This window comes from Shimia sp. NS0008-38b, from assembly GCF_040370365.1.
Lineage (GTDB): Bacteria > Pseudomonadota > Alphaproteobacteria > Rhodobacterales > Rhodobacteraceae > Shimia.
Map to the genome: position 1 here is coordinate 207,839 of NZ_BAABWQ010000003.1, position 25,708 is coordinate 233,546.

Below are 25,708 nucleotides of genomic sequence, written 5' to 3' on the forward strand. Positions count from 1 at the left end.
ACTTTGGGCGAGGACCCTGTGCCCGAAACTGCGCGGCCAGCGCTGACAACAGGTGTGCCGGCCGCGCAAAATAGGAGGTTAGCTGATGGACTTGACCAAAGTATCGCGCGATTTTCGGACCTTCTGCATGGGTAACAACCAATCAGCGCCTTCTTGGCGGTATCCAAGCGGAAGGAGTGTGACAGAGCGCAGCCCCAGCTCCTTCAGGCCCATGATCTCGTCCACGGCCTCTGGATCAAATCCTTCCATAGGGCATGTGTCCACGCCAAGCTCTGCTGCCGCCAGCATGGCAAAACCCAACGCAATGTAACCCTGACGGGCCGCATGGTCGTGATTGACCTGCGTGTCGCGTGGCAGGTAGATGGACTTCAATTTTTCGTAATATTCGGTAAGCATCGGGTTTTCGCCCCGCAGCTCTTCCATGTGCGCACGCACAGCATCAATGCGTTCTGCCGTGTAGTTGTCCCACGCCGCAAACACCAACAAGTGACTGCTTTCAGTGATCTGGCTCTGATCCCAACCAACTTCACGAATTTTGGCACGCATCTCATCATTTGTCACCACAAACACTTCAAACGGCTGAGTACCGCTGGACGTTGGAGCCATGCGGATTGCATCAAGGATGGCCTCCACTTTGTCCTCAGAGACAGTTTTGCTCGGGTCCATTTTCTTGGTGGCATAGCGCCAGTTCATCAGGTCTTTAAGCGTGGTCATGTCGGCCTTACCTCTTGTCCCTCGGGGCTTTCAGAAGTCGCCTGAAGGGTGGTTTAATTTTGGTACTGACGATATAAGAGGAACCAGATTTGGCCACAAGAAGGCACTATTTTGAGACCTGGTTACACGGAAGGAACCACTATGACAGCGCCCAAAGCTCTGCCGCAATGCCCGGACTGCTCTCGCATCAACGAGGTGCTGGGACGCGTCGGGGATCGCTGGTGTGTGTTGATTGTGATCTCACTGGCAACCTACGATGTGCTGCGGTTCAACGCCCTCAAACGCCACTTAGGCATTTCACAACGCATGCTAGCACTCAAACTGCGGGAGTTGGAACGTGACGGGTTGGTCAGCCGCACCTATTACCCAACGATCCCACCCAAGGTGGAGTACTCTTTGACTGATTTGGGGCGTTCGTTTCACGAACCTTTGAGCGTGCTTGGCTATTGGGCTTTGAACAATTTGCCGAACATCGACGCTGCGCGCGCAGACTACGATGTCGAAAATCCCGAAGCCAAGACAGCTTAAAGCGCTAAGTGCGCGTCTGGATGTAGTTTGACAATCGCTGCGACAGCAGCGGACAACGCATCGTCAATGCTCAGATCCGTCGTATCAATCACAATTGCACTTTCGGCAGGCTTGAGCGGTGCCTCTTTGCGTTCCGTGTCACGCGCATCGCGCTCCAGAACGTCAGCCAACACAGCGTCCAACGTGATCTCGACACCTTTGTCGGAAAGCTCTTGAAAACGTCGCGCAGCGCGGATCTCAGCGCTGGCAGTGATGAACAGCTTGGCCTCAGCATTTGGACAAATCACTGTACCAATGTCGCGCCCATCAAGCACAGCCCCCCCTGCCCGACGCGCAAATGCACGCTGAAAATCCACAAGTGCAGCGCGCACCTCAGCGATGACGGCCACTCGGCTCGCCGCTTGGGCCACTTCCGGAGTACGCAATGTATCGGCCTGCAAATCCTCAGCCACAAGTGCTTTGGCCGCTTCAACCGGGTTGGTGCCGTCCAATGTCCGTGCGCCAACCGCCCGGTACAACAATCCTGTGTCCAAATGGGCAAATCCAAAATGCTCAGCCACTGATTTGGATATCGTGCCTTTGCCTGCAGCCGCGGGCCCATCAATCGCAATTGTGAAACGCATGTTCCGTCCTGTGTCTTCCGCGGCGACCAATGGAATGGTCTATCTGTCGCTGTACCCAGCAGCTCTGTTTAACGCAAGTCTTGCGTGTGTCTACACCCACCGACGGCGGGCCTTTCCCATCGCGCCAAGCAACAGTGCACAAAAAGCCACAGTTGCAGAGACCGATTTGCACGTTGTCCAAAAGCTTGCCAAAGCAACAACACTGTCATTGATACCGCTGGCACCGCCATGCAGCATTATGGAGATCATGTAGTTCTCCAAGTAGTCCGCCGACACCATGATCAAGGCCACCACAGAGAAAACGGTGGACCAAGGTGTGCCAAACACACGCTGAAAACCAATCACCAACATCATCCCAAGCAAAGCCGGGTAGAGCAGGTCGAGCCGAAGCTGCACCGACAGATAAAAATCGCGCCCCTCTTCACTTAGTGCCGCGAGAAACTGACGTGCATCTTGTACGGAATACCCCGTCGGACGCATGTCAAATGGCACAAGCCCGCCTGCCGATGCGCTGATCACTGGCAGCGACCAAAAGAGCATCAGTAGGTAAACCCCGCCAGCCGCCACAAAGCTACACCAGAACGCTCTCTGCATTTGGACCCTCTCTGTGTCCCCCCAACCGAATGTGGTGGAGGTGATCATGACCATGGCACTCGCAAAATCAACAAAAAGCTTTGAAAGCCCTCTGCGATCAATCCCGCGTCACGTTTGCGCCTAAACCGGCCATGAGGGGTTCAAAGATTGGGAAAGATGTTGCGATTGGACTGCCATCATCCACGCTGACTGGTTTCTGAGTGGCCATCCCCAGCACCATGAAGCTCATGGCAATGCGATGGTCCAAATGGCTTTCACAGGTTGCACCACCGGGTACGTTGCCATGACCAAGACCTTTCACGACCCACCAATCCGGGCCTTCGTCCACGTCAACACCATTGGCACGCAGACCTGTGGCCATGGCATCAATTCGGTCACTTTCCTTCACGCGCAGCTCTTTCACGCCCTTCATGACAGTGTCACCCTGAGCAAAGGCCGCAACCACCGACAGAACAGGATATTCATCAATCATGCTAGCGGCACGGGCTGGGTCAACCTCGATACCCTTGAGACCCGGCGAAAACTTCGCCCTCAGATCGGCCACGGGCTCGCCGCCCTCTTCGCGCTGGTTTTCATATGTCAGGTCCGCGCCCATTTCTTTGAGCGCCGTGAACAAACCTGCACGTGTGGGGTTCAGCCCGATGTTGGGCACCAACACATCAGAACCCGGTGTGATGATAGCCGCGCACACCGGAAACGCTGCCGAACTGGGATCACGGGGCACCACAATGGTTTGCGGTTTTAGCTCTGGCTGACCGGTCAAGGTAATCACCCGACCTTCGTTCGTTTCCTCAACAGAAATGTCAGCCCCAAAACCTGTGAGCATGCGCTCGGTATGGTCGCGTGTGGCCTCTTTTTCGATCACAATGGTTTGACCCGGCGCATTCAGACCGGCAAGCAACACCGCGGATTTCACCTGCGCGGAGGGCATCGGCACCTCATAGCGCACCGGGAGAGGATCTTTTGCACCCACTATGGTCATCGGCAAACGGCCACCTGAGCGACCAACCGCTTGCGCTCCAAACAGAGCAATCGGATCGGTCACTCGGGCCATCGGACGTCCATTGAGACTTGCGTCCCCTGTGAAAGTCACTGTGATGTCGCTGGTTGCCATTGCGCCCATGATCAGGCGCACACCGGTGCCGGAATTGCCGCAATCGATCACGTTGTCTGGCTCCGCGAACCCGCCGACACCCACGCCGTGCACCGACCAATTGCCGCCACCATGGTTGATCACCTCGGCACCAAACGCCGCCATAGCCTTGCCGGTGTCGAGCACATCTTCACCTTCCAAAAGGCCACTGATCTTGGTTTCGCCCACCGCCATCGCGCCCAGAATGAGGCTGCGGTGGCTGATCGATTTGTCGCCGGGCACATGCGCCTCGCCAGAGAGCGAGCCGCAGGGGGAAGAGGTCATCGGGATCGGAGTGCCGTGTCCGGACATAGGTGCGTTATCCTTCTTGCGTTCAGCCCTGCTGTTAGCGCAACAACTGAAGCGCGTCCATGGTCATAGGCTCAATGCCAAAAATTCTATCCAAACACGCCTGCACCTTCTATCGTTTAACGGGAAATTTACGGACATCATAACCGCCGGTGGAATAGGGAGATTGACAGGTGTGGCTCTTTGACCTTTTGGCAAACGGAACGACAAGGCGCTTTCAACCGGACGAAAGTTTGTTAGATCCAAGTAAATCCGACCCCACTCTCAAAAAGGCATCCAGCGAGCTCGCGGAGGTTTTGGGCCTTCTGGGACAAGGAGGTCTACCAACCGCTGCGATTGTACAGCCCGCGACCGGGCTAAACGTGCCGACACATCTCGCGGCGATTCGCAGAGCTCTTTCTAGAGCACTCAAGGCACACGCCGTGTCTTTTGGGCTCGAACAATCGGTCGATCAAAAGCGGCTCGCGTTTCTGGTCGGCGCTGTGAGCTTTTTGTTACCAGTTGCTGTTTCCAAAGTGGCAGACGTGACCGAGAACTGCGCAAGAGACAGCATTAGCCATTTCTATTTTGATCCCTATGCAGGGCCGATCTTTGTCGGCATGCTCTTCTTTATTGGCGCATTCTTGATGGCCTATAGAGGCGGGAGCAGAGGAGAGAACACGTGGTCCAACATCGCGGGCATTGGAGCTATTCTACTCGCGATTTTTCCAACAGCGGGCACGGGGTGTGACGAGACCGCACAGAGCATGTCTCGCGTCTTTGTAATGGTCAACAATCAAACCCCACCCAGTATTTCCGCCCAAAGTGGCGATGATCTTTTGCGCCTTTTTGATCACTCTGCCCTGCTTCATGCAGTTGGGGCGGCAACGGTCTTCCTGTTTTTGGGGTTCTATTGCTGGCGCCCGTTGCGACGCATTGTCCCTTCGATCCACCAACCAGACGGCGAGCTGTTACGTTCCAAATACTGGAGAAACAATCTCTATGGCCTCTGTGCACTTGTTGTTTTTGCGAGCTGCGCGCTTTTGGCGGCCAACACGGTTTCAGAGGCTTTGCGCAGTGCGCCTTTGTTTTCGGCCTGGAACCACTGGAATTTTACCTACTACGTTGAGGCCGCAGCTCTCTGGGCTTTTGGGTTGGCCTGGATTGTAAAAGCCCGGATCGTGTTGTTTCTCAACGACCCAGTGCAGCCTAAACCTTCCTAAACGTCAGATAGTGCGGCGTGCGCCCTTCACGAAATGCCTTTTGCTCATATCGTGTTGAAATCCAATCCTCCCAAGGCTCGCGCCAATCGGAGGGTTTTTCTGCGAGCCACTCAAACCCTTGACGTGGGACCTGCTCTAACGTCTGGCGCACATAGTCCTCAATATCCGTTGCGACCCGAAAAATTGCGCCCGGCTTAAGCTTGCGCGACAGAGGTTCGAGGTGATCTGCGGTCACAAAACGGCGGCGATGGTGGCGCTTTTTCGGCCAAGGATCAGGGTAGAGCAAAAACGCGCGGCTGAGACTTTCATCCGGCAGCACATCAAACATGTCACGTGCGTCGCCGGGGTGAACACGGATATTATCCGTCCCTGCCTGCCGGATCTTACCCAACAGCATCGCGACACCATTGATATAAGGCTCGCAGCCGATCATGCCCACATCAGGGTTTTGCGAAGCCTGATGCACCATATGCTCTCCGCCGCCAAAACCAATTTCCAGCCAGACGTCTTTGTCTCCAAACAATGCCTTCAGGTCGATGTTGTCGCGTTCAGGATTTTCCTCCCACCCTACTTTGCCGGGTGACAACGCTGCCAAATCTTCATCCAGATATGCTTCTTGGCTGGGGCGCATGCCTTTGCCTTTGAAACGTCCATAGAAGTTGCGCCAAGGCGCACCAGAAGGATGGTGGGTTGGGTTTTTGTCGTCAGACATGACAGAGTGATCCTTATATGCGGCCCCGCCTTTGCCCAAAGCCGCGCCAAAGGTCAAGTTTTGCCAAAGATCATCCGCAAAACGAACATGCCTGGAATGGTGACAACATACATCGTGATGCCGTACACAGCAGCGGGAATAGCGTAGTCCGGAATGCCTCCGGTTTGGGCAATAAGGCCCGCGACGGCAATGCCCAAAGTGGCATTCTGCACGCCCATTTCGACCGAGATACATAACCCGTCCGGTCCCGAAAGCCCTAAAACACGCGCCACAACCACCCCCAATATCAACAACACAGCATTGAGCCCGATGAGGATCGGCCCCAAACCAGCAATATGTGTCACAAACATCGTCCAGTTGGTGGCCAGAGCCGCAGCCACGATCACCACAAAAAGGACCAAGGCCGCCATCGAAACACGACTTTCTTGTTTGTCCGCAAAATCAGGCGCGATAAATCGCAACAAAACCCCCAGAGTGACCGGTACGGCCGTTATGACAAACATGCTCATACCTATGGCGGTGACGTTTATCTCAGGCGCAGCGCTGCCCAAAAACGTCGTTGCAGCCCACCCCACAAGCACGGGCACCGTAACAACCGAGAAGAGGCTCACCACAGCAGTGAGTGTGATGGACAATGCCACTGTGCCGCCTGCCAGTTTCGTAAGTATGTTTGACGTCACCCCACCGGGGCAGAAAGACAGGAGCATCACACCGAAGGCCATTGCCGGCGGCAGGTTTGTGAAACTAACCAAAACGAACGCCACGGCAGGCACCGCCAGAACTTGCATCGCCATCCCTGTGATCACCGCCCTTGGGATGGTCAACACCCTACCAAAATCGGCAAACGTCAGGCCAAAACCAAGTGAAAACATGATAATCGCCAGTGACAGCGGCAAAGCCACATCAATCAGCATTGCGTACTCCTCCCTTTTCCCAAGGCGAAGGTCGCACAAAACCCGATGCAAACCAAAGACTTCCGTAAGGTCAGAACGTCGAACAAAAAAGCCCGCCGGGATCACCAGCGGGCTTCTGTCTAAGGCTAAACAATTTTGCTTAGATGGCTTTCTTCAGATCCTCAACGAGATCCGTACGTTCCCAGCTAAAGCCACCATCTGCATCCGGCGTCCGGCCAAAGTGGCCATAGGCAGCAGTGCGTTGGTATATCGGCTTGTTCAGTTGCAGTTTCTCGCGAATGCCGCGCGGAGTCAGGCTCATCACATTGCGGATCGCTTTTTCGATCTCAGCAGGAGCAACATCGCCAGTCCCATATGTATCCGCATAGATCGACAGCGGCTCAGGCACACCAATCGCGTAAGACAACTGAATCGTACAGCGTTCTGCCATGCCCGCTGCGACAACGTTCTTGGCCAAATAACGCGCCGCGTAAGCCGCAGAGCGATCCACTTTTGTGGGATCTTTGCCCGAGAAAGCGCCGCCGCCATGCGGTGCTGCACCGCCATAAGTGTCCACGATGATCTTGCGACCAGTCAAACCTGCGTCGCCGTCGGGGCCGCCGATTACGAACTTGCCGGTTGGATTTACATGCCAGGCGGTGGACTCGGTGATCCAGCCACTGGGCAAGGTTTCAAGGATATAAGGTTCAACCACAGCGCGAACATCGTCGCTGGTCATGTTTTCGTCCAAGTGCTGAGTGGACAAAACAATCGAGCTCACCCCTACCGGCTTGCCGTCCTGATAGACAACCGAAAGCTGCGATTTGGCGTCTGGACCCAGCGTTGGCTCCTGGCCCGACTTACGCACTTCCGCCAAGCGACGCAGGATCGCATGTGCATACTGGATCGGCGCTGGCATCAGCGCGTCGGTTTCTGTGGTCGCGTATCCGAACATAATGCCCTGATCACCCGCGCCCTCGTCTTTGTTGTCTGCGGCATCAACCCCTTGGGCGATATGCGCAGACTGCTCGTGCAACAAGTTGGTGATCTCCACCGTCTCGTGGTGAAACTTATCCTGCTCATACCCGATGTCTTTAATGCATGCGCGCGCTATTTCATCAATGCGGCCCATGTAGTCATGCAGCTTGTCCTGATCAGACAGGCCCACTTCGCCCCCGATCACCACACGGTCAGTGGTGGCAAAGGTTTCTGCTGCAACGCGCGCTTCTGGCTCTTCGGCCAAGAACGCATCAAGCACAGCATCTGAGATACGGTCACAGACCTTATCAGGATGGCCCTCCGATACGCTTTCGGAGGTAAACGTGTAGTTCTGTCGTGTCATGAAATGCTCCATTGAAGTAGATCGCCACGTCAGGAAGCCGTTGTGGCGACAAAGTCCTCTTTGCCTTACGCAACCGTCAGGATGGGGTCAATCTCATTCGCCCCCCCTTGCGCCACCCTGTCAACAGAAGCAGCAGCACAACAATAGCTGCGACGGGCTTATCACCGCTTTGTGTATAAAGTGTTGCGGGGCGCGCCTCTGGGAGGGGTACGTCCAAGTACCCTTCTGTGTTTAGGTCCAATGCTGCCAGCACCCGTCCGTGCGCGTCGATCGCAGCGCTGACCCCGGTGTTGGCTGCGCGCAGGACCGGTAAGCCGTTTTCAATCGCGCGCATCCGGGCTTGGGACAAATGCTGAAAGGGCCCAGAGAAGTTTCCAAACCACGCGTCGTTGGTCAGGTGAAGAATGAACTCGGGGCGCTCCGGCGCGGCCCGCACGTCTTGCGGAAAAACCGCCTCATAACAAATCAGCAACAGCGCTTTGCCCAGCACACCAAGGTCCATCACCGTCGGACCTGGACCTGCTGAAAATCCATCTCCATCTCGGCTGGCCATACCGGTGACACCAAACCAACTCAATAGATCTCCAAGCGGTATATACTCACCAAACGGCACTAGGTGATGCTTGTCGTAAATTGCCGAAACACTTCCGGCGCTGTCCAACAAAACGGCCGCGTTATAAAGTCGATTGCCTTCAAACCGATTGAGCCCCAAGACAACCGGCACGCCTCGGGCGGATTTCGCTATGATCTCGAGGGACTCATCAGCGTAGTTCAGCAAAACCGGAACCGCAGTCTCCGGCCAAACAATCAAGTCAGGCCGTGCCTCACCTGCCGACGTGAAGCGCACAAGGCGCTCAAAAAAGATACCAACGTATTCGCGATCCCATTTCTGATGTTGCGGTGCATTTGGTTGGATCAAACGCACAATCGGGCGCACATCAGGTATGCTGGCCGTGGAGTTTGGGGCTGACATCGGCCAGCCAAGCACCAACAGCGCCACCACACTTGCCACGGCAAAAGCCCCACGTTTGCGGCCCCGTTGGGTGATGAAATGCGCCAATATCAGCGCCGCCGACAGAAATAGAAGGTTCAGCCCATGTGACCCCACAAAGGAAGCCACCTGCCCCACCATGCGATCCACCAAAACGTAAGCGGGCATCGCCCAGGGAAAGCCGGTCAGGATGTAGGCCCGCACAAGCTCCGCACCAGTCATGGTCAGCACAACAGGCCACGCTGATGGGCTGAGCAATTTTCCCAAGGCGAAGGCGGCTGCCCAAAACAAACTTAACCCAACAGACAAAAACACAATTGCAAACGGCGCCATCCAAGCGTGGCGCAGCGGATCAACAAAAAAGGGTTCCACAATCCAGTTTAACGAAACGGCGAAATAGCCGGTGCCAAAACTCAGCCCCAACCAAAACGCCGCGCGCCATCCAGCCGTCTGCATAAGCAGCGCAAATGCACCCGCAAAAGCCACAAGTGTCAGAGGCCAAAGATCAAAGGGCGGATGACCCAAGCCAGCCACACCGCCCAATCCAATTGCCAGCGCCACCGGACGCAGACGACCCCATCGCCCTCTGCCTCGCATCACGGCGTCAGCCATCTTGCACTACAACCGAGGGGCTGGGCATAAACACGCGCAGGCGTTTGATCCGGCGCGGATCAGCATCCACAACTTCAAACTCGACCCCATCCGGGCTCTCGACCACTTCACCACGCGCGGGCACATGACCGCTCAGCATGAAGACCAACCCGCCCAGCGTATCAATCTCTTCCCGGTCAACTTCCGCGTGATGACTGAGGGAGCGGCCTATGGCGGCCTCAAAGTCTTCCAGCGGAGTTTTGGCCAACGCCAGATAGCAGCCGGGTTTTTCTTCGATAAACAAATCGGCCTCTTCGACGTCATGTTCGTCTTCGATGTCCCCGATGACTTGTTCGATCAGGTCCTCGATGGTCAGCAACCCGTCGACACCACCATATTCATCGATCACCAACGCCATATGACGCCGCTCGGTCTGCATCTTGGTCAGCAAAACGCCAATCGCCATTGATGGGGGCACAAACAACAAATCACGGAGTTCTTTGGTGACGTCAAAGTCGCCGTTGCCATTGCCATTAAACCCATAACGCAGGGCGAAATCTTTCAAATGAACAAAGCCAACCGGCGTATCCAGAGTATTTTCATAGACCGGCAAGCGGGTCAGGCCGCTGTCGCGAAACAGCTGCACCAATTCGGGTTTGCTGATCGTAGAAGGCACCGACACAATATCTGCCTTAGGAACAGCCACATCTTCAACGCGCATGCGTCGTAAGTTGACCATACCATGTGCTTGATGGGGGGGGACCTTAGGCGTTGCCGCGCTATGCGCCTCGGCTGCTGGGGGCTCCGTCATACCAAAGAGGCGGGCAAACCAGCCTTTTGTCGGTGATGTTTGGCCTGTCGGCTGCGCGCGAAGCGCTGCGTTAGAAGACCCGTCTGTTGTGTCGCCCATTGGCCCTTTCCACAATTTATTTTCCGGGACTACCCCGTCAGTTCACGTCATATGGGTCCGATAGACCCATTTTGCCAAGTATGGCCACCTCAAGCGCCTCCATCAAAGTGGCATCTTTGTCACGGATATGGTCGTAACCCAAAAGATGTAACGTTCCGTGAACCATCAAATGGATGACGTGATCGGTGATAGGTTTCACCGCATCCGCCGCCTCCCGAGCACAAGTATCATAGGAAATCGCGATGTCACCCAGTTCTTCAGGTATGCTTGGAAATGCTGGTTCTGGTGGATCGGGTACTTCGCCGTCGATGTCTACGCCCCGCTCCTCACTGGGCCAGCTCAGCACATTGGTGGCATTTTCTTTGTCGCGAAAATCTGCGTTTAAAACCGCAATCTTCGCATCATCACAGGCCAGAACCGCGATTTCGAAGTCAGCAGGCCTTAGGTTCAGGTGCAGGAGAGTGGTTGTTGCGGCCGTTTCGGCTAGCGTTTCAAACTCTAGGACACGCCAACGATCGTCTTCGATGAGCGTTTCGGTCAACATTTAACGTGCGCCGCGTGAGGGCTGATAGCCCCCACGCCCTCGTGGATACCTTTGGTCATGGAGTGCCAAGTCTATTTTTCTTTGTTCTGCAGCGCACGTATAGCATCCGCATCGTAGGCTTTGATGATCGCAGCCACCAGAGGATGACGCACTACGTCATCTGCGGTGAAGTAATTGAAGCTGATATTGGGAATATGGGACAGGAGACGTTCCGCGTCTTTCAACCCCGATGGCACACCACGGGGCAAGTCTATCTGGCTTCGGTCACCCGTGATCACCATGCGTGATCCCTCGCCCAAACGCGTGAGGAACATCTTCATCTGCATGGTTGTTGCGTTTTGAGCCTCATCAAGCACAACAAAGGCATTCGCTAAGGTACGCCCGCGCATAAAGGCCAAAGGCGCGATTTCGATTTTCTTTTCTTCGATAAGCTTGCCCAGCTGTTTGGCGGGCAAAAAATCATTCAACGCATCGTAAAGCGGCTGCATATAAGGGTCGACTTTGTCCTTCATATCGCCGGGCAAATAGCCAAGTTTCTCGCCGGCTTCCACAGCGGGCCGCGATAAGATAATGCGGTCCACTTGGCCGGAGATGAACATGGACACGCCCACCGCCACCGCCAGATAGGTTTTGCCGGTGCCAGCCGGGCCAATTCCAAAGGCCAGCTCGTTGTTAAACAGCGACAACACATAGGCTTTTTGCGCATCTGTGCGCGGCTCGACCAGTTTTTTGCGGGTTTTGATTTCAACCGGCCCGCCTTTGAACATCTCGATCTGATCGCCGTCGCGAACACCGGTATCAACTTCAGAGCCCCCCATGCGCACTTCTCGATCAATGTCACCCGTTTCAACAGATTTGCCGCTTTCCAGCCGGGTGTAGAGCGCGTTCAGGATCTCAGCGGCTTCGGCCTGTGCGGTCGCGTCGCCGTGGATATCGAGCAAATTGCCACGTCGCAGGATCTGCACCCCGACCTTTTGTTCAATATCTGCAAGGTTGCGGTCGTATTCACCACAAAGCTCAATCAACAAGCGATTGTCTGGAAATTCAACAGCGGTGGGCTGAGCTGCAGAGGTGGCGGGCGGTGCGGTGGTTGTGCCGTTGGGCAATCACGTCTCCTGTGGCGAAAGGTCTGACCCAATGGTGCCAAGTTGCGTGCACAGGCGCAAGCGGTGACAAATGAATTTTCCATGACGGGCCACTTAATTTCGCGTTAGGCCCTGTTTTTCCGCAGCAAACGCAAAATCGCCGCCAGACATTTGTCGGCGGCGATTTACAATATTTTCTATGCGATCAGATCGAATCGGCGAAACCCGAGCCCGATTTGAACGGCCCCGTGGCCACACCGGGAGGGGCTGCACCAGAGCAGACTGGTTTGCCATATGGATCCAAGCGCTGAGACAAGTAGCCTTCAACACCATCATCAATAATCCAATGGTCACAGCCGTTGGGATCAACCCAGATGCCTGCTGTCAAATTGCTCAGGTGGCCGCTGTCACGCGCGTTGTCTACAGTTTTGTCAACTTTGTTGGTGATGCAACCGGACACGGCAGTGGCCAGAGACAAAAGCAAAACGCCTTTGATAAGTTTCATATCCAGCCCTCCTCAGCGCAGACAGATGATTTCGACACGACGGTTGTCCGCCATGCCAGCAGCTGTGCCGTTAGACGCACGCGGCACGCGTTCACCATAGCCACGTACATCCACAACCCGTGCGCCAGTGCCACGGGCAACTTTTGCCACAGAATTCGCGCGGTTATAGCTCAAGCGCATGTTGTATTCATCGCTGGCGCGGCTGTCAGTATGTCCCGCAATGATAAATGCCGAGGCCGTGGAGCTCTGAAAGAACTCCGCCAATTTTTGGCGGTTGGCCGTATTGATGTTGTACCGGTCAGTCGCAAAAAACTGATCCGCGTTCATCACGCCACATACGTTACCACGCCGACATACTGGTATGCCCTGACGATTGACGTGTGGTGTCATATATCCTTCCACACCGTCGTCCATCACCCAATGCTCACATCCATCCGGGTCAACCCAAACGGTCGGTACATACCGTTGTCCCAGAATGGTGCGCTGGTTTTGCGCCATTGCGGGCTCAACAACGCTCAGAAGCGCAACACAGGCAGCCGCCACGCCCCCCAGCGCAGCCCGCGCCTTGTTCTTGGAATTCTTCGCCACAGCGACTACCTCTCCATATCCCCCGAAAACCCGCTTAGTTGAAACACGTTCTAAATCAAGGCTTTCACTATCCGTTCAAGATGAACCGAATTGGGCCTTATGTGAAGAAGAAATCCTTAATTCACTGACCTCAGACGAGAAAATATGACCAAAATGTGGCAACGGCGCCCTACTTGATGCAGGACGCCGTTCTCAATGCTTTCATATGAGCAGTTATTGTTTCCGACTCGGGATCAATCCGACACCAGAACCCCACCCAGAGAATTACGCTCGCTTTCCACGATTCTCACACGTTTGATCTCGCCGATTTTTGCATTGGCATCAGCCACATGCACCGCATGCAAGTATTCCGACTTGCCAACCATCTGCCCCTCAAGACGCCCAGGCTTCTCAAAGAGCACATTCACGTTGCGTCCGACCATGCTGTCTTGAATGGCGCGCTGTTGTTGAGCAATCAAAGCTTGCAAGCGATACAGCCGTTCGCTGGCCTCAGCATCATCCACCAAGGGGCGCTCTGCCGCAGGAGTGCCGGGACGGGTGGAGTATTTGAAACTGAAAGCCTGCCCATATTTGACCTCTTCGATCAAATCCATGGTGTCCTGAAAATCCTGCTCTGTTTCTTCAGGAAAACCAACGATGAAGTCGCCAGACAACAAAATATCAGGCCGCGCCGCACGAATGCGCTCAATCAATTTGATGTAGCTTTCCCGGTCATGGTTGCGGTTCATACGTTTGAGAATTTTGTTGGAACCAGACTGCACGGGCAGATGCAGATAGGGCATCAGTTTGTCACAGCTGCCATGCGCCTCGATCAGATCGTCCATCATGTCATTGGGATGACTGGTGGTGAACCGAATGCGCTCGAGGCCGTCAACTTTGTTGAGTTCCCAGATCAAGCCAGCAAGCGTCATATCTCCGCTGTTGTGCGCCCCGTGGTAGGCATTCACATTCTGACCAAGCAAGGTGATTTCCCGCACACCGCGCTCCACAAGATCGCGCGCCTCGGTCAACACACGGTCTACTGGGCGGCTGACCTCGGCACCCCTAGTGTAGGGCACGACACAGAACGCGCAGAACTTATCGCAGCCCTCCTGCACCGTCAGAAAAGCAGTTGGCGCGCGTTTGGCTTTGGAGCGGCCTTTTAGCTTTTCGAACTTGTCCTCTTCGGGAAAATCCGTGTCCAGCGCTTTGACGCCTTGCTGCGTCTTGGCTTCCATCTCCGGCAAGCGATGATAGGCCTGAGGCCCAACAACCAAATCGACCAAAGGCTGGCGCCGCATGATTTCCTTGCCTTCGGCCTGAGCCACACAGCCAGCCACACCAATTTTCAGGTCCGGATTGTCCGCCTTCAATCCTTTGAACCGACCCAGCTCGGAATAGACTTTTTCAGCAGCCTTTTCTCGAATGTGACAGGTGTTCAGCAGGATCATATCTGCATCATCCGGCGTGTCAGTGGTCTCATATCCCGCGCCGCCCATGGCTTCGGCCATGCGCTCGCTGTCATAGACGTTCATCTGGCACCCGTAGGTCTTGATGAAGAGCTTCTTTTTGTCAGCGGTCGTGTTGTCGGCCATAAGACATATCCTGTCGCGGTTTCAGGGCGCTTCCCTACATCAAAAAGGGGGGTGCTTGCAATGCAGTGGATTTTGACCGATTTTGAAGCGCATAAAGGCAAAAACCACATGCGGGGCAGTGCATGACGTACGATTCATTGGCGCATTTTTTGCGCGATGGCAAAGAGCATTTTGCAAAAGGACCGCTTGCGCTGGTCTTTGTCGAAGATGATGTCGAAATTGACAGCACATTGCATCACCATCTGACACTTGGCTTCAAATCCGTGATCGCCTTTATGCCGCGCGAATTCGAATTGACCGAGGAACTGCAAGCGCTTTGCCCGCGCATCGACATGCCCTCACCCCGCGGGCAAGCCATGCTCGATACCGTCAATGCCATCAGCAAGGCCGCCCCGGACCTATGGGTCTATTATTGTTTCAATGCCGAATATCTGTTCTTTCCGTTTTGTGAGACTCGCAGCATCGCGGAGATGCTGGCCTTTCACACAGAAGAGCGTCGCGACGCGATGCTCACCTACGTGATAGATTTGTATGCCTCTGACTTGAACACCCACCCCAATGCCGTTTCTCTGGACGCCCCTTTGCTTGACCGCTCAGGCTATTACGCGCTGGCCCGCCCCGATGCAGACAACCACAACCACCCAAAAGACCGGCAGTTGGATTTTTTTGGCGGTCTGCGCTGGCGTTTTGAAGAGCATATCCCAACCACGAAGCGCAAAATCGACCGCATCTCGATTTTTCGCACACAAGAAAACTTGTCTCTGCTTGAAGACTTCACGTTTGATAACCAAGAATACAACACCTACGCCTGCCCATGGCATAACAATCTGACCGCCGCCGTGGTCTCATTTCGCACAGCCAAAGCGCTGAAATCCAATCCTGGCTCCACGTTCGATATCCAAGAATTCAGCTGGCACAACTCTGTTCCGTTTGAATGGCATTCAAGACAGCTGCTTGATCTAGGCCTGATGGAGCCCGGACAGTGGTTCTGAGCTGACGTCTCAATGGTTTTCCTGGTTGGTTTCCTCGCAATTTTTCTTGTTTCAGGATGGTGGGGTGCCATTATTTGGAGCCTCGCAAGGACGATTTCGCAAGAGAACCTCACGCATCAAAACAAACTTCACGTGGCGATGTTGCAGTCCTCGGTGATCTTTGTGTTTCTGGCGTGCTATGTGCCAATCGTGCACTGGCTGTATGTTGTGCCATTTCCGCCCTTGGTGGCGATGATTTGGGGTAACGTCGTACTTTCGTCCCTCAGCCAATCCAACCTTTTGGGTGTTTCCGCAATCACCCTAGTGCTTCTGTGCGGAGTGTGGGGCTTTGCCACTCAAAAGCTCGCCATCTTTCAACGCGTCTTGTTTCGCGTCGCACTCTTTCCCGTTTTTGGCGTACTAGCTCTGATTTTGACCATCAGCGCCACACAGTTTGCTGCACAACGGCAAATCGACAAAGCAGGAACACGCCAAGATGCCGCATGCGTCTCGTTGCTCGACCTACGAAGATCAGTGTCCCAATTGTTTGACCCCTATGGCCGCGCGCCACATGCGATTGCACTTATCGATGGTCAGGTTCTGACCTACAGCTTTGAAGAGGATCAATTCCTTGTTCAAGGTTGGGTTGCCAAGCTTGCGCCACCGTTTGATGACCGCTGCCGGACAATCCGGGGCTGATTTCAAAACGCAACAAGAACCGCACCTTTTCGACCACCTGCCTCCACACATTCATGTGCGGCTGCGGTCTCTTCAAAACCAAAAACATTGGGCGGCTCCATCGAGAGTGCGCCATCTGCTAGCGCGGCATGCAAACGTGCAATTGCCGCGTCACGCGCAACCTTAGGCAAAATGTAAATCAAGGAGATGTCGATCTTCAGTGCCTTAAACAGCATCGGACCAAACGGCAGTTCCGGCGACATGTCTTTGGCCGATCCATAGGCTGCAATCGTGCCAAGTGGTGCCATGACCTCCGCCAACAGCGCCAAATTAGCGCCCAGCTCAACCTCAACCGCCCGGTTCACACCAGTGCCCCCTGTTGCAGTAAGAATATCGCTGGACAGTGTTGGACTGGCGTAGTCAAAAACATGGCGGGCACCTGCCGCCTTAACCCGTTCGACATCGCGCGCACCACATGTGGCGATCACATGCGCCCCGCCCCAAACGGCCAACTGTACGGCCAAATACCCAACAGCACCGCCGCCGCCGGACACCAAAACGGTCTGTCCAGTCACGTCATCTCCGCCAAACACAGTATGCGCAGCGGTAAGTCCGGGAATACCCATCACCGCGCCCTCTTCAAATGACACGTCATTTGGCAATGTCACAGCCTGTGCCGCTGGCAACGCAACATAGTCTGCACATGTGCCTAAAGGGCGTTGCCATTGTCCGTTCCAAATCCAAACCCTTTCGCCAATGCGCGCAGGGTCAACAGACTCGCCCACAGCCTCAATAACGCCAGCGCCATCACTATGGGGAACAATCATTTCAAACGGCGGCTTGGTCACGCCCGGTCTGGCCCCGCTGCGCGCCTTGGCATCTGACGGGTTCACACCAGAGAACGCAATCTTGACCAAGACCTCTCCCGCCTGTGGCTGGGGTGTTGGCAAATCTTCGACACTCAAAACGTCTTGGGCGGGACCAAACGCCCGCCAAGTCACTGCTTTCATAAAACATCTCCCCACTTTGCATCCATGGTGTCACAGGCGCGCAGGCAGAACAATAATGTCGAATGAAAAGGACCCGGCGTCGCTTATGTGCGGCGCAGGCGAATGACCACGTCGATCTTGGAGATTTCAGCGCCCTCAGGCGCATTCGGCAAGCGCGAGATTTCCAACTCTTCGGCCGGAGCGTCCGTTAGCACCCGATCATCCTCCCAAAAGAAGTGTGGGTGATCCCCAGTGTTCGTGTCAAAATAGCTCTTGGCACCATCCACCGTGATTTCCTGCATCAACCCGGCATCGCAAAACGCCCGCAGCGTGTTGTAAACGGTGGCCAAAGACACGCTTTCGCCAGCGGTTTGAACCGACGCAAACAAGCTTTCGGCGGTTACATGCCGATCTTGGCCATCGCCCACCAGCAAAGCGGCCAGTGCGACGCGCTGCCGTGTCGGGCGCAAACCGCCCGATGCGAGCCAATGGGTGCCAGTGCGAAGTGCCTCGGTGCTCATGCAGTCATTCCTGTGTATCGGCTCTGGATGTAGCGCATTTTAGAGGGGGATTTCAATTGAAAAGGAGTTTCAGTCTATTTTGGACACCAGCTCAAACGCCACAGCCGCCTTGCAGGACGACACACGCAGGTGCTAGAGGGAGCGTAACTGACGCACTTAAGACAAGGGACCTCCAGAATGGCCAACCACCCCACGAGCTTTGACAAAGACGACTTGATTAAATGCGCCCGTGGTGAGCTGTTTGGTCCCGGCAACGCGCAATTGCCAATGCCGCCAATGTTGATGATGGACCGTATCACAGACATTTCCGCGGATGGCGGCGAGTTTGGCAAAGGCCATGTTGTGGCGGAATTCGACATCACTCCGGACCTCTGGTTTTTCGAATGCCACTTCCCCGGAAACCCAATTATGCCCGGCTGTCTGGGGCTTGATGGGCTGTGGCAACTGACCGGCTTCAACCTCGGCTGGCGCGGCATGCCGGGCAAAGGCATGGCGATGGGTGTTGGCGAAGTGAAGCTCAAGGGCATGGTCAAACCGGACCGCAAAATGCTGACCTACCACGTGGATTTCACCCGCATCATCGACCGCAAACTGAAACTGGGTGTTGCCAACGGCACCGTGCACGCAGACGGTGAGGAGATTTACGCCGTGAAAGACATGCGTGTGGGACTGGCGGCTGAGTAAGTCGACGCGGTTTTGAGTTTTCCAAAGAGGCCTACGGGCCTCTTTTTTGTTGTATTGAACGCACAATGCCGTTTGGTTGCTATTACCACTCACAATCATAGCGATAGTATAAACCAGCAAAAGCAAACATAAGCAGCACACAGCTCGAACGGAGATACTACCTTGCACTTCCGCCCATTGGTCGCACTCGCGTTATTCTCTTTCATCTCCGCCTGCGATCTGATCAATCCAAGTCCGATGGTCAATCTTACAGACGCCGAAGCTTATGAAATCTACAATGGTTGCAAGGAAGAAGCATCTTGCGTTGTTCCGAGGATTTTGGCCGCGAGGTTCCAAAAAACGCCGGAACAAGTCTTGATGAAGGGGTGATACTACGCGGTGGCAGAATCGTTGGGAACCGGACAATTTTTGAAGTCGACACAACCGAAGAACTTGGTCTTATCTGGGCGACCCAAAATGAAGCCCGCAAATTCGAAGAAGACATTCTCGATCTCATGCGAGCGGACTTCTGTGATGGCGACGTTTTCGAAGAGTACATCAACAGTGGCAACCAGATCGAATTTCACCTCTACCTGCCTTCTGGCAAGTTGTTCAGCAACAGCGCGCTGTCCCAATGTTAGACATATTATGCCAGAACAAATTATATAATCGCCACGCACCAAACTCGAAACTACCGCGACGCTCCGGCACCCGTACGCCCGTTGGGCAGGCGTGCATAGGCTACGTTACCTAATTCATATGCCTCTAACGGCGGCGCTCCAATCCCCCAACTTGCACCCTGTCCCCTAAATCCCCTACATAGCCCCCACAATTTATGAGGGAGTGCACATGCACCGTTTTTTTGCCACTCTTTGCCTCGTTGGGCCGGTAGCCGCCTGCAACGACACACCGACCAGCAAACCGACAAACAAGGCTTGGGTTATGCCCAGCCGAGCGGAGTCATTGGCGCTTCACGAATCCTGCAAAGGTGACATCCTGTGCTATTTCCCAAAGTCCCTTGAACAAATCGGCGACCTGAATACCGGTCGCAACATGGGCGGCGGAGCGGTGCTGCGCGACATCAAAGCACACGGAAGCAAAACGTTTGTCAGATGGGATGTGCCTCAGAATATGATCAAAGATTTGGACGAATACGGATTTCCCATCGGCAAACGGAGCTACGAGGCCAGTCTAAAAGAGTATCTCAAGAACAATTACTGCGGCGAACAGAACAGCCGTGCATATTTCGCAGCAGGCGGGCAGATCATTCTCGAAACCTATTTGCCATCCGGAGAACGCTTCAGCCGTAGCGTGGCCAGTTCTTGCTAATCGCTAAACCGCCCGAAGCTTTCAGCCCACCTTGCACCCTGCCCCCTAAATCCCCTACATAGTGCTCAACAAACTATGGGAGAGCGCACATGCGTCGCGTCGTTGTCACCGGACTGGGTATCGTGTCCTCAATTGGCACCAATGCCGAAGAAGTCACCGCATCACTCAAAGCGGGCAAATCCGGCATTTCCGCCAGTGCAGAAATGGCTGAACATGGCTTTCGCAGCCAGATTGCTGGCCACATAGACATCGACCCCAAAGAGCACGTGGATAAGCGCACGCTGCGCTTTATGGGTCCGGGGGCTGCTTATGCGCATATCGCCATGCAGCAGGCCATTTCTGATGCAGGGCTGTCTGAGGAGCAGGTGGTCAACGAACGCACCGGTCTGGTGGCGGGCTCTGGCGGCCCATCGACCTCTTCCATGTTGGTTGCGCATCAAACCGTCGCAAAAACCGGGGCGACCAAACGCATCGGGCCCTTTGCTGTGCCAAAATGCATGAGCTCGACAATTTCGGCGAACCTCGCCACTGCCTTTAAAATCAAGGGTATCAATTACTCGATCACCTCGGCCTGCTCGACCTCCCTGCATTGCATCGGCAACGCCTCTGAGCAGATCATGATGGGCAAACAAGACATCATGTTTGCGGGCGGCGGCGAGGAGCTTGATTGGACATTGTCCTGTCTGTTTGACGCCATGGGCGCGATGAGCAGCAAATACAACGACACCCCTGAAAAAGCCTCCCGCGCGTTTGACGAAAACCGCGACGGCTTTGTGATCTCTGGTGGCGGCGGCATTGTTGTGCTCGAAGATCTCGACCACGCTTTGGCACGTGGCGCCAAGATTTACGCCGAAGTCACCGGTTTTGCGGCCACCTCTGACGGCCACGACATGGTGGCTCCTTCCGGTGAAGGTGGCGAGCGCGCAATGCGTCTGGCGCTGTCCACGCTGCCTGAGGGCCGCAAGGTGAGCTACATCAACGCGCACGGCACCTCGACACCCGTGGGCGATGTCGGCGAAGTGGAAGCCGCGCGCCGTGTGTTTGGCGCCGGACACGTGCCCCCAATTTCATCGACGAAATCCATGACCGGCCATGCACAGGGCGCCGCAGGTGCATTGGAGGCAATCTTCTGCCTGCTGATGCTGGACCAGGATTTTATCACCCCATCCATTAACGTAGACACGCTGGCCACCGGTATTGAGCCGGGTGAAGTCGCCACCGCATATGTTGAAAACGCAGGACTGGACAGTGTTATGACCAACAGCTTTGGCTTTGGTGGCACCAATGGTTCTATGGTTCTCAGCAAATATAAAGGCTAAGAAATTTGATGTCCGATTTACTTAAAGGCAAACGCGGCCTCGTCATGGGCGTGGCCAACGACCGTTCGATTGCTTGGGGCATTGCCAAAGCCATGTCAGAGGCTGGTGCTGAGCTGGCGTTTACCTATCAGGGTGACGCCTTTGGCAAACGCGTGGCTCCTCTTGCAGAGCAATTGGGCAGCGATTTCTTGGTGGACGTGGATGTGACCGACGATGCCTCTCTGGATGCCGCCTTTGAACAGCTTTCATCTAAATGGCCCACCATCGACTTTGTTGTACATGCCATTGCCTACTCCGACAAAAACGAGCTGACCGGCCGTTTCGTGGACACGACACGTGCCAACTTCAAAAACTCGCTCGATATTTCCTGTTATTCGCTGATCGAGGTGGCGCGACGCGCACACCCGATGATGGCAGAAAACGGTGGCACCATCCTGACGCTGACCTATCAGGGCTCCAACCGTGTGACGCCCTACTACAACGTGATGGGCGTGGCCAAAGCCGCCTTGGAAAGCGCCACACGCTACCTTGCCAATGACCTTGGCCCTGACGGCATTCGCGTGAATGCGATCTCACCCGGACCAATGAAAACACTGGCGGGCGCGGCCATTGGCGGTGCGCGCAAAACGTTCAAGCATACCGACCAAAACGCGCCGTTGCGCAGCAATGCCACGTTGGAGGCCGTTGGCGGCACTGCCGTGTATTTGGCCTCTGATGCGGGCGCCTGCACCAGTGGTGAAATCCTGCGGGTGGATGGTGGCTATCACGTTTTGGGTATGCCACAGCCCGACAACCTCTAAAGTCAGCTCTAACTTATTTGGCTTCGCACACAAAGAAGGCCCGCACTGATTGATCAGCGCGGGCCTTCTTTGTGCCGGGTCTCTGAAAGCGACCTCTTACCCCTGGATCGCCATTTGTAGCAGCGACAGAGTGCCCAGCGCGATGTGGGGCAAACACAATTGCTCGGTCATTCTAGCATCCGCCTCACCATCGCGTTGGTGCAACAATTCATTGCTGGCCAATACACTGTGACACAGCGCCTGCGCAGTGGGCGTATCCACCACAACCGCCTCAGCCACCGTCGCCAAACAGCTTGAAATCGCGAGAACGGAAGCAGGCGCTGAGGCAGGTGTGCCCAGCTTCAAAGCCTCAGCTATCGCCTCACCCGTTGCCACATCATCCACAAACGCCACATGCAACGCGGTGCCTTTCACCGTTTGCAGGGCGGCCAATTGGGGCTCCACGACCATCCGACCTTGAAGCGCTGTCAGATCCGTTTCCGCCTGTGACAAAAGCTGCCTCAAGCGCAGCATCAGAGCCGTATCAGCGATGTCTTGCGGCGATGTCGCCTGCATCAAAAACTTGCTGTGCATCGACGCCTCCATCGCTTTGGCAAACGCAGCCACCAAGGCCGGCACATAGATCCCGTCGTGCGCAACCCCATCAGCCAACCCCGCCGGATCCACCTGAACCTCAATCGCGCTGCGATGAATGAAAAACGCGCTGTCCTCTGGAATATCGCCGCGCGTGCCTTGGACTTTTGCCAATGTACCCAGCACCAGCAGAGCGGCCCGGATTTCGGTACTGTGGGTGAACAGACGCCCGGCTTCTCCCACCGGAAACAGTTTGGTGAACATCGGGCTGTCAAATACAGAGGCAGTCATGTCGGGTCTTTCACTATACGATCCACAAGTTCAGCAAGCCCCACAGGGTCCGCAAAAAACGGCGAGTGGCTGGTGTTCATCTCATACACATCAGACACTGGCCAGTCCTGTGTCATTGTGACCTGAAATTCAGGCGGGATCGTCTGATCATCCAAGCACCGAATGTAGCTTTTCGGGCATGTCTTATGACCGTCTTTCAGGGTGATTTTGGTGTTCTGGGCCGCGATCGACTGCGGTGACAGATGCGCATTGGCGAAATCTTCGGTACCTTCCGGGCAGTCGTGATAAAACGCCGCGCGTGTTTTGGCGGGATCAACGGTGTAGCTTGCTCCGTCTGCACTCTTGACCACCGCATGCATCAAAGGTTGACGCGGCGCCGCGCGGCGCATGTCCGCGAGCGAAAACCCATCCCACGGCACATAAGCACAAAGGTAGATCAACCGAGCAATCCGGCCCGGCGCCATATCAGCGGCGCGGGTGATCGGGTAGCCTCCCCAACTGTGGCCCAACACCACTGTGTTTTCCCTCAGCGCGGCCACAACGGCTTGGGCACAGCCATCCAGTGTGACCTCGGTCACGGGTGTGAGGTCATCTCCATGAGACGGCAAATCAATGCTGCGCACTTGATGCCCTAGTGAAGTGAGCGCTGGGATCAAATCGCGCCAACACCACGCGCCGTGACACGATCCATGCACCAACAGAATGTCAGACATGTCCAATCTCTTTCATAAAATCAGTCAGCAACGCGCCATACTCCGTGGGCTTTTCCACACAGGGAAGATGCCCCGTACGACGCAGCAATTCCATCCGTGCCCCCGGTATCAACTCCACAGTTTCGCGCACCAAATCCGGCGGCGTCGCGCCATCCTCTGTTCCCGCAATGCCCAATGTAGGCAATCTCAGACTGGCAGTGGGTGTGTAGAAATCCGTGCCCTTGATGGCAGCACAACAGCCCGCATATCCGTCCACTGAAGTGCTCTCAAACATGGCCCTCCAATGTGGAAGTTCTGGCCGCGCGAGAAAATCCCGACTGAACCAGCGGGTCATTGTGCTCTCGGTCAGGGCGTCCAAGCCTTCGGTCTGTGCGACCATTATGCGGTCATCCCACATCTTTGGTGACCCGATTTTGGCCGCTGTATTGGACAACACAAAGGCACGCACCAGATCCAGACGCTTTACCGCCAGCCCTTGCGCGATCATGCCGCCGATCGACAGCCCCACCACCAGTGCGTCTTTAACCGTCAGGTGCATCAACAGGGATTCTGTATCACGCACCAACTGTCCCATAGAGTACGGCGCAGCAGTCACCTCTGTGTCGCCATGACCGCGCATGTCAGCACGTATGATGCGCAAGCCCTTTGGCAGATGCGGCAGGATCGGGTCCCACACATGCAGCGTGGTGCCCAACGAGTTTAAGAACACCACAGGCGCGCCATCGAGGTCGCCTTCGTCACGATAGTGCACTTGGATGCCGTTGAGTGTGGCAAAGGCCATGTTTTCAGTCCTTCAGGCGCATATGGGCCACGATCTGTCCGTGATCAGATGCCAGTTTATTGTAAGGTGCTTCGGCGTGACTGCCATCGGTAAGATGATCGTTGAGCACGCTGAAGTACTCCATATCGCCCAGACGCTCGGCGTTGTCCGGATGGAAATGTCGCGACAGATAAATCTGGTCGATGCTCTCGTAAACCCCACCAAACGCGGTGGTGTACACCATGTCGCGCAGGGACTTGCGAGTGAAGAGCGCCTCAGCTGAAGTCAACTTCACAGCCGCCACAGCCTCTTGAATGGCGTCGTTTTCTTCGCGTTTGTAACGGTCGTTGGCGTGTTTGGCATTGTGCCGCAACATCCAGCTATAGTTGCGAAACGGCACTTCGCCCGAGATAATTTCGCTGCTGACCGCATGCTCACCGTCGTTGAAATCTCCCATCACCATGACCGGACGCCCCAAATTCAGCTCTTCCACGATGGCCCGGCGCAGCACCCACGCCTCCGCCATGCGGCGCAGACTGGCGCGGATCGCCCCCATAGCGCGGCCCATTGGGTCATAGTTGGTCAGATCAGCTTCGGCTGCAAAATCGGCATTTGGGTTGCGCGGAAACTCTCCCAATTTGGATTTCAGGTGACAGTTAAAAACAGTGATCACCTGATCTCTGACCGGGATGCGCGCCTTCAAGATGGGCCGCGATGTCCGACGCAACACAAAAGCACCAGAGTGATCCCCATCCAACCCCTGAAACGGAATTTCGATCGGCACCTCCAACTCTTGAATAACCTCAGGAGGCTCCGCAAACCCAAACCGCGACAGGATCGCCAAACCGGGTCGGCGGTGCCCCGGCGCGCCAGTATCATTGATATTTGGGGCAACAAACAACCCGTTTGCACCATAAGGGGTGTAACCAAGTTTGCGAAAAATCGCTTTGCGGTGATAGCGCTTGGATTTGTCCGGGATCACCGCCTGGTTGGATTCCTCGCCAATTCGGTCGGCCTCAGCCACCACATCACGCAGCACGCGTTCCTCGAAAATCTCCTGAAACCCAACAATATCAGCATCCATCGAAAACAGCTGGCTGGCGGTCCAATCCTCTTTCCACGCGTATTCTTCCGGTGTGTAAGATTGGTATGTGTAATACTCCTGATCCGGTCCAATCAGGTTTTTGACGTTGAAGGACGCGATTGTAAATTCAGTCATGGTCGAAACCTCACGATTTGGCCCTGACGAAGGCAGGACTTAAGT

General features: G+C 55.2%; 29 protein-coding genes and 1 riboswitch. Of the genes, 9 read left to right on the forward strand and 20 right to left on the reverse strand.

Going from position 1 to position 25,708, the window contains the following annotated elements:
- Positions 1–78 precede the first annotated feature (78 nt).
- Entirely contained in the window at positions 79–714 is a 636-nt protein-coding gene (locus ABWV47_RS13020) for an NAD(P)H-dependent oxidoreductase (RefSeq protein WP_353312477.1), read from the reverse strand.
- 141 nt (positions 715–855) lie between these two features.
- Here ABWV47_RS13020 and ABWV47_RS13025 point away from each other — a divergent pair, with 141 nt between their 5' ends.
- Positions 856–1,242 carry a winged helix-turn-helix transcriptional regulator gene (locus ABWV47_RS13025; RefSeq protein ID WP_353312479.1) on the forward strand — a complete coding sequence of 129 codons (387 nt, stop codon included), beginning with the start codon at positions 856–858 and terminating at the stop codon, positions 1,240–1,242.
- Here ABWV47_RS13025 and ABWV47_RS13030 read toward each other — a convergent pair.
- From ABWV47_RS13030 to aroA, 3 genes are all read right to left on the reverse strand, one after another.
- Positions 1,239–1,865, reverse strand: a complete 627-nt coding sequence (locus ABWV47_RS13030; RefSeq protein ID WP_353312481.1) for a (d)CMP kinase — start codon at positions 1,863–1,865, stop codon at positions 1,239–1,241. The genes ABWV47_RS13025 and ABWV47_RS13030 overlap by 4 nt on opposite strands.
- 90 nt (positions 1,866–1,955) lie before the next feature.
- On the reverse strand, positions 1,956–2,513 hold the full coding sequence (locus tag ABWV47_RS13035; RefSeq protein WP_353312483.1) for a hypothetical protein: 558 nt from the start codon (positions 2,511–2,513) through the stop codon (positions 1,956–1,958).
- A 43-nt stretch (positions 2,514–2,556) separates the two neighbouring features.
- A complete protein-coding gene (gene aroA / locus ABWV47_RS13040) occupies positions 2,557–3,903 on the reverse strand; it encodes a 3-phosphoshikimate 1-carboxyvinyltransferase (RefSeq protein ID WP_353312485.1) in 1,347 nt (448 codons plus the stop codon).
- A 170-nt stretch (positions 3,904–4,073) separates the two neighbouring features.
- Here aroA and ABWV47_RS13045 point away from each other — a divergent pair, with 170 nt between their 5' ends.
- Positions 4,074–5,102 carry a hypothetical protein gene (locus ABWV47_RS13045; protein ID WP_353312487.1) on the forward strand — a complete coding sequence of 343 codons (1,029 nt, stop codon included), beginning with the start codon at positions 4,074–4,076 and terminating at the stop codon, positions 5,100–5,102.
- On the opposite strand, the gene trmB is transcribed toward ABWV47_RS13045, so the two are convergent.
- The 10 genes from trmB to miaB all read right to left on the reverse strand — a co-directional run bounded on the left by trmB (position 5,089) and on the right by miaB (position 14,837).
- Positions 5,089–5,814 carry a tRNA (guanosine(46)-N7)-methyltransferase TrmB gene (trmB, locus tag ABWV47_RS13050; RefSeq protein ID WP_353312489.1) on the reverse strand — a complete coding sequence of 242 codons (726 nt, stop codon included), beginning with the start codon at positions 5,812–5,814 and terminating at the stop codon, positions 5,089–5,091. The genes ABWV47_RS13045 and trmB overlap by 14 nt on opposite strands.
- Positions 5,815–5,867: 53 nt before the next feature.
- Entirely contained in the window at positions 5,868–6,728 is an 861-nt protein-coding gene (locus ABWV47_RS13055; protein WP_353312491.1) for a bile acid:sodium symporter family protein, read from the reverse strand.
- A 139-nt stretch (positions 6,729–6,867) separates the two neighbouring features.
- Positions 6,868–8,049 carry a methionine adenosyltransferase gene (gene metK, locus ABWV47_RS13060; RefSeq protein WP_353312493.1) on the reverse strand — a complete coding sequence of 394 codons (1,182 nt, stop codon included), beginning with the start codon at positions 8,047–8,049 and terminating at the stop codon, positions 6,868–6,870.
- 4 nt (positions 8,050–8,053) lie between these two features.
- A riboswitch (SAM-SAH riboswitch) is annotated at positions 8,054–8,101 on the reverse strand.
- Positions 8,102–8,125: 24 nt separating this feature from the next.
- Positions 8,126–9,652, reverse strand: coding sequence for an apolipoprotein N-acyltransferase (gene lnt, locus ABWV47_RS13065; RefSeq protein WP_353312495.1), 1,527 nt, complete (start codon positions 9,650–9,652; stop codon positions 8,126–8,128).
- Positions 9,645–10,541 (reverse strand): hemolysin family protein, encoded by an 897-nt coding sequence (locus tag ABWV47_RS13070; protein ID WP_353312497.1) that lies wholly within the window; start codon positions 10,539–10,541, stop codon positions 9,645–9,647. Before ABWV47_RS13070 ends, lnt begins: the two co-directional genes overlap by 8 nt.
- A gap of 37 nt (positions 10,542–10,578) precedes the next feature.
- Positions 10,579–11,085 carry an rRNA maturation RNase YbeY gene (ybeY, locus tag ABWV47_RS13075; RefSeq protein ID WP_353312499.1) on the reverse strand — a complete coding sequence of 169 codons (507 nt, stop codon included), beginning with the start codon at positions 11,083–11,085 and terminating at the stop codon, positions 10,579–10,581.
- 71 nt (positions 11,086–11,156) lie between these two features.
- Complete coding sequence (locus ABWV47_RS13080; protein WP_353312501.1) at positions 11,157–12,191, reverse strand: PhoH family protein; 1,035 nt, start codon at positions 12,189–12,191, stop codon at positions 11,157–11,159.
- A gap of 184 nt (positions 12,192–12,375) precedes the next feature.
- Positions 12,376–12,675: a hypothetical protein gene (locus ABWV47_RS13085; RefSeq protein WP_353312503.1), complete on the reverse strand. Its 300-nt coding sequence runs from the start codon at positions 12,673–12,675 to the stop codon at positions 12,376–12,378.
- 12 nt (positions 12,676–12,687) lie between these two features.
- Positions 12,688–13,263 carry an OmpA family protein gene (locus ABWV47_RS13090; RefSeq protein ID WP_422063382.1) on the reverse strand — a complete coding sequence of 192 codons (576 nt, stop codon included), beginning with the start codon at positions 13,261–13,263 and terminating at the stop codon, positions 12,688–12,690.
- Positions 13,264–13,496: 233 nt separating this feature from the next.
- The gene (gene miaB, locus ABWV47_RS13095) at positions 13,497–14,837 is read right to left on the reverse strand and encodes a tRNA (N6-isopentenyl adenosine(37)-C2)-methylthiotransferase MiaB (protein ID WP_353312505.1); all 1,341 of its coding nucleotides are present in this window, start codon (positions 14,835–14,837) and stop codon (positions 13,497–13,499) included.
- 122 nt (positions 14,838–14,959) lie between these two features.
- On the opposite strand from miaB, the gene ABWV47_RS13100 reads away from it, so the two are divergent.
- Together ABWV47_RS13100 and ABWV47_RS13105 are read left to right on the forward strand one after the other, a co-directional pair.
- Positions 14,960–15,829 carry a hypothetical protein gene (locus ABWV47_RS13100; RefSeq protein ID WP_353312507.1) on the forward strand — a complete coding sequence of 290 codons (870 nt, stop codon included), beginning with the start codon at positions 14,960–14,962 and terminating at the stop codon, positions 15,827–15,829.
- A 132-nt stretch (positions 15,830–15,961) separates the two neighbouring features.
- The gene (locus ABWV47_RS13105) at positions 15,962–16,507 is read left to right on the forward strand and encodes a hypothetical protein (protein ID WP_353312509.1); all 546 of its coding nucleotides are present in this window, start codon (positions 15,962–15,964) and stop codon (positions 16,505–16,507) included.
- 2 nt (positions 16,508–16,509) lie between these two features.
- Here ABWV47_RS13105 and ABWV47_RS13110 read toward each other — a convergent pair whose 3' ends face one another.
- Positions 16,510–17,496: an NADPH:quinone reductase gene (locus tag ABWV47_RS13110; protein ID WP_353312511.1), complete on the reverse strand. Its 987-nt coding sequence runs from the start codon at positions 17,494–17,496 to the stop codon at positions 16,510–16,512.
- 83 nt (positions 17,497–17,579) lie between these two features.
- Positions 17,580–17,996: an iron response transcriptional regulator IrrA gene (irrA, locus tag ABWV47_RS13115; RefSeq protein ID WP_353312512.1), complete on the reverse strand. Its 417-nt coding sequence runs from the start codon at positions 17,994–17,996 to the stop codon at positions 17,580–17,582.
- Positions 17,997–18,173: 177 nt separating this feature from the next.
- Here irrA and fabA point away from each other — a divergent pair, with 177 nt between their 5' ends.
- The 5 genes from fabA (at position 18,174) to ABWV47_RS13140 (ending at position 22,107) form a co-directional block, all read left to right on the forward strand.
- Positions 18,174–18,680: a bifunctional 3-hydroxydecanoyl-ACP dehydratase/trans-2-decenoyl-ACP isomerase gene (gene fabA / locus ABWV47_RS13120; protein ID WP_353312514.1), complete on the forward strand. Its 507-nt coding sequence runs from the start codon at positions 18,174–18,176 to the stop codon at positions 18,678–18,680.
- Between the two features lie 299 nt (positions 18,681–18,979).
- Complete coding sequence (locus ABWV47_RS13125) at positions 18,980–19,300, forward strand: hypothetical protein (protein ID WP_353312516.1); 321 nt, start codon at positions 18,980–18,982, stop codon at positions 19,298–19,300.
- A gap of 208 nt (positions 19,301–19,508) precedes the next feature.
- Positions 19,509–19,988 (forward strand): hypothetical protein, encoded by a 480-nt coding sequence (locus tag ABWV47_RS13130; RefSeq protein ID WP_353312518.1) that lies wholly within the window; start codon positions 19,509–19,511, stop codon positions 19,986–19,988.
- 89 nt (positions 19,989–20,077) lie between these two features.
- Entirely contained in the window at positions 20,078–21,307 is a 1,230-nt protein-coding gene (fabB, locus tag ABWV47_RS13135) for a beta-ketoacyl-ACP synthase I (protein WP_353312520.1), read from the forward strand.
- A gap of 8 nt (positions 21,308–21,315) precedes the next feature.
- The gene (locus ABWV47_RS13140) at positions 21,316–22,107 is read left to right on the forward strand and encodes an enoyl-ACP reductase FabI (RefSeq protein ID WP_353312522.1); all 792 of its coding nucleotides are present in this window, start codon (positions 21,316–21,318) and stop codon (positions 22,105–22,107) included.
- Between the two features lie 96 nt (positions 22,108–22,203).
- Here the strand turns inward: ABWV47_RS13140 and ABWV47_RS13145 are convergent, their stop codons facing one another.
- The 4 genes from ABWV47_RS13145 to ABWV47_RS13160 are packed head-to-tail and all read right to left on the reverse strand — an operon-like array spanning position 22,204 to position 25,663.
- Entirely contained in the window at positions 22,204–22,971 is a 768-nt protein-coding gene (locus tag ABWV47_RS13145; protein ID WP_353312524.1) for a lyase family protein, read from the reverse strand.
- Positions 22,968–23,684 (reverse strand): alpha/beta fold hydrolase, encoded by a 717-nt coding sequence (locus ABWV47_RS13150; protein WP_353312526.1) that lies wholly within the window; start codon positions 23,682–23,684, stop codon positions 22,968–22,970. The genes ABWV47_RS13145 and ABWV47_RS13150 overlap by 4 nt, the downstream gene beginning before the upstream one ends.
- Positions 23,677–24,465 (reverse strand): 3-oxoadipate enol-lactonase, encoded by a 789-nt coding sequence (gene pcaD, locus ABWV47_RS13155; protein ID WP_353312528.1) that lies wholly within the window; start codon positions 24,463–24,465, stop codon positions 23,677–23,679. Before pcaD ends, ABWV47_RS13150 begins: the two co-directional genes overlap by 8 nt.
- Positions 24,466–24,469: 4 nt before the next feature.
- Complete coding sequence (locus ABWV47_RS13160; RefSeq protein ID WP_353312530.1) at positions 24,470–25,663, reverse strand: endonuclease/exonuclease/phosphatase family protein; 1,194 nt, start codon at positions 25,661–25,663, stop codon at positions 24,470–24,472.
- Between the last annotated feature and the right edge of the window lie 45 nt (positions 25,664–25,708).

Bases quoted from the DNA above. Each gene is read 5' to 3' on its own strand.
- miaB (WP_353312505.1), bottom strand. From the start codon at position 14,837: ATGGCCGACAACACGACCGCTGACAAAAAGAAGCTCTTCATCAAGACC.
- ABWV47_RS13150 (WP_353312526.1), bottom strand. From the start codon at position 23,684: ATGTCTGACATTCTGTTGGTGCATGGATCGTGTCACGGCGCGTGGTGT.
- irrA (WP_353312512.1), bottom strand. From the start codon at position 17,996: ATGAGCACCGAGGCACTTCGCACTGGCACCCATTGGCTCGCATCGGGC.
- ABWV47_RS13025 (WP_353312479.1), top strand. From the start codon at position 856: ATGACAGCGCCCAAAGCTCTGCCGCAATGCCCGGACTGCTCTCGCATC.
- ABWV47_RS13100 (WP_353312507.1), top strand. From the start codon at position 14,960: ATGACGTACGATTCATTGGCGCATTTTTTGCGCGATGGCAAAGAGCAT.
- ABWV47_RS13070 (WP_353312497.1), bottom strand. From the start codon at position 10,541: ATGGGCGACACAACAGACGGGTCTTCTAACGCAGCGCTTCGCGCGCAG.
- ABWV47_RS13085 (WP_353312503.1), bottom strand. From the start codon at position 12,675: ATGAAACTTATCAAAGGCGTTTTGCTTTTGTCTCTGGCCACTGCCGTG.
- ABWV47_RS13130 (WP_353312518.1), top strand. From the start codon at position 19,509: ATGCACCGTTTTTTTGCCACTCTTTGCCTCGTTGGGCCGGTAGCCGCC.
- metK (WP_353312493.1), bottom strand. From the start codon at position 8,049: ATGACACGACAGAACTACACGTTTACCTCCGAAAGCGTATCGGAGGGC.
- ybeY (WP_353312499.1), bottom strand. From the start codon at position 11,085: ATGTTGACCGAAACGCTCATCGAAGACGATCGTTGGCGTGTCCTAGAG.
- ABWV47_RS13055 (WP_353312491.1), bottom strand. From the start codon at position 6,728: ATGCTGATTGATGTGGCTTTGCCGCTGTCACTGGCGATTATCATGTTT.
- trmB (WP_353312489.1), bottom strand. From the start codon at position 5,814: ATGTCTGACGACAAAAACCCAACCCACCATCCTTCTGGTGCGCCTTGG.
- ABWV47_RS13145 (WP_353312524.1), bottom strand. From the start codon at position 22,971: ATGACTGCCTCTGTATTTGACAGCCCGATGTTCACCAAACTGTTTCCG.
- ABWV47_RS13160 (WP_353312530.1), bottom strand. From the start codon at position 25,663: ATGACTGAATTTACAATCGCGTCCTTCAACGTCAAAAACCTGATTGGA.
- ABWV47_RS13140 (WP_353312522.1), top strand. From the start codon at position 21,316: ATGTCCGATTTACTTAAAGGCAAACGCGGCCTCGTCATGGGCGTGGCC.
- ABWV47_RS13030 (WP_353312481.1), bottom strand. From the start codon at position 1,865: ATGCGTTTCACAATTGCGATTGATGGGCCCGCGGCTGCAGGCAAAGGC.
- ABWV47_RS13110 (WP_353312511.1), bottom strand. From the start codon at position 17,496: ATGAAAGCAGTGACTTGGCGGGCGTTTGGTCCCGCCCAAGACGTTTTG.
- ABWV47_RS13020 (WP_353312477.1), bottom strand. From the start codon at position 714: ATGACCACGCTTAAAGACCTGATGAACTGGCGCTATGCCACCAAGAAA.
- aroA (WP_353312485.1), bottom strand. From the start codon at position 3,903: ATGTCCGGACACGGCACTCCGATCCCGATGACCTCTTCCCCCTGCGGC.
- lnt (WP_353312495.1), bottom strand. From the start codon at position 9,652: ATGGCTGACGCCGTGATGCGAGGCAGAGGGCGATGGGGTCGTCTGCGT.
- pcaD (WP_353312528.1), bottom strand. From the start codon at position 24,465: ATGGCCTTTGCCACACTCAACGGCATCCAAGTGCACTATCGTGACGAA.
- fabB (WP_353312520.1), top strand. From the start codon at position 20,078: ATGCGTCGCGTCGTTGTCACCGGACTGGGTATCGTGTCCTCAATTGGC.
- fabA (WP_353312514.1), top strand. From the start codon at position 18,174: ATGGCCAACCACCCCACGAGCTTTGACAAAGACGACTTGATTAAATGC.
- ABWV47_RS13035 (WP_353312483.1), bottom strand. From the start codon at position 2,513: ATGGTCATGATCACCTCCACCACATTCGGTTGGGGGGACACAGAGAGG.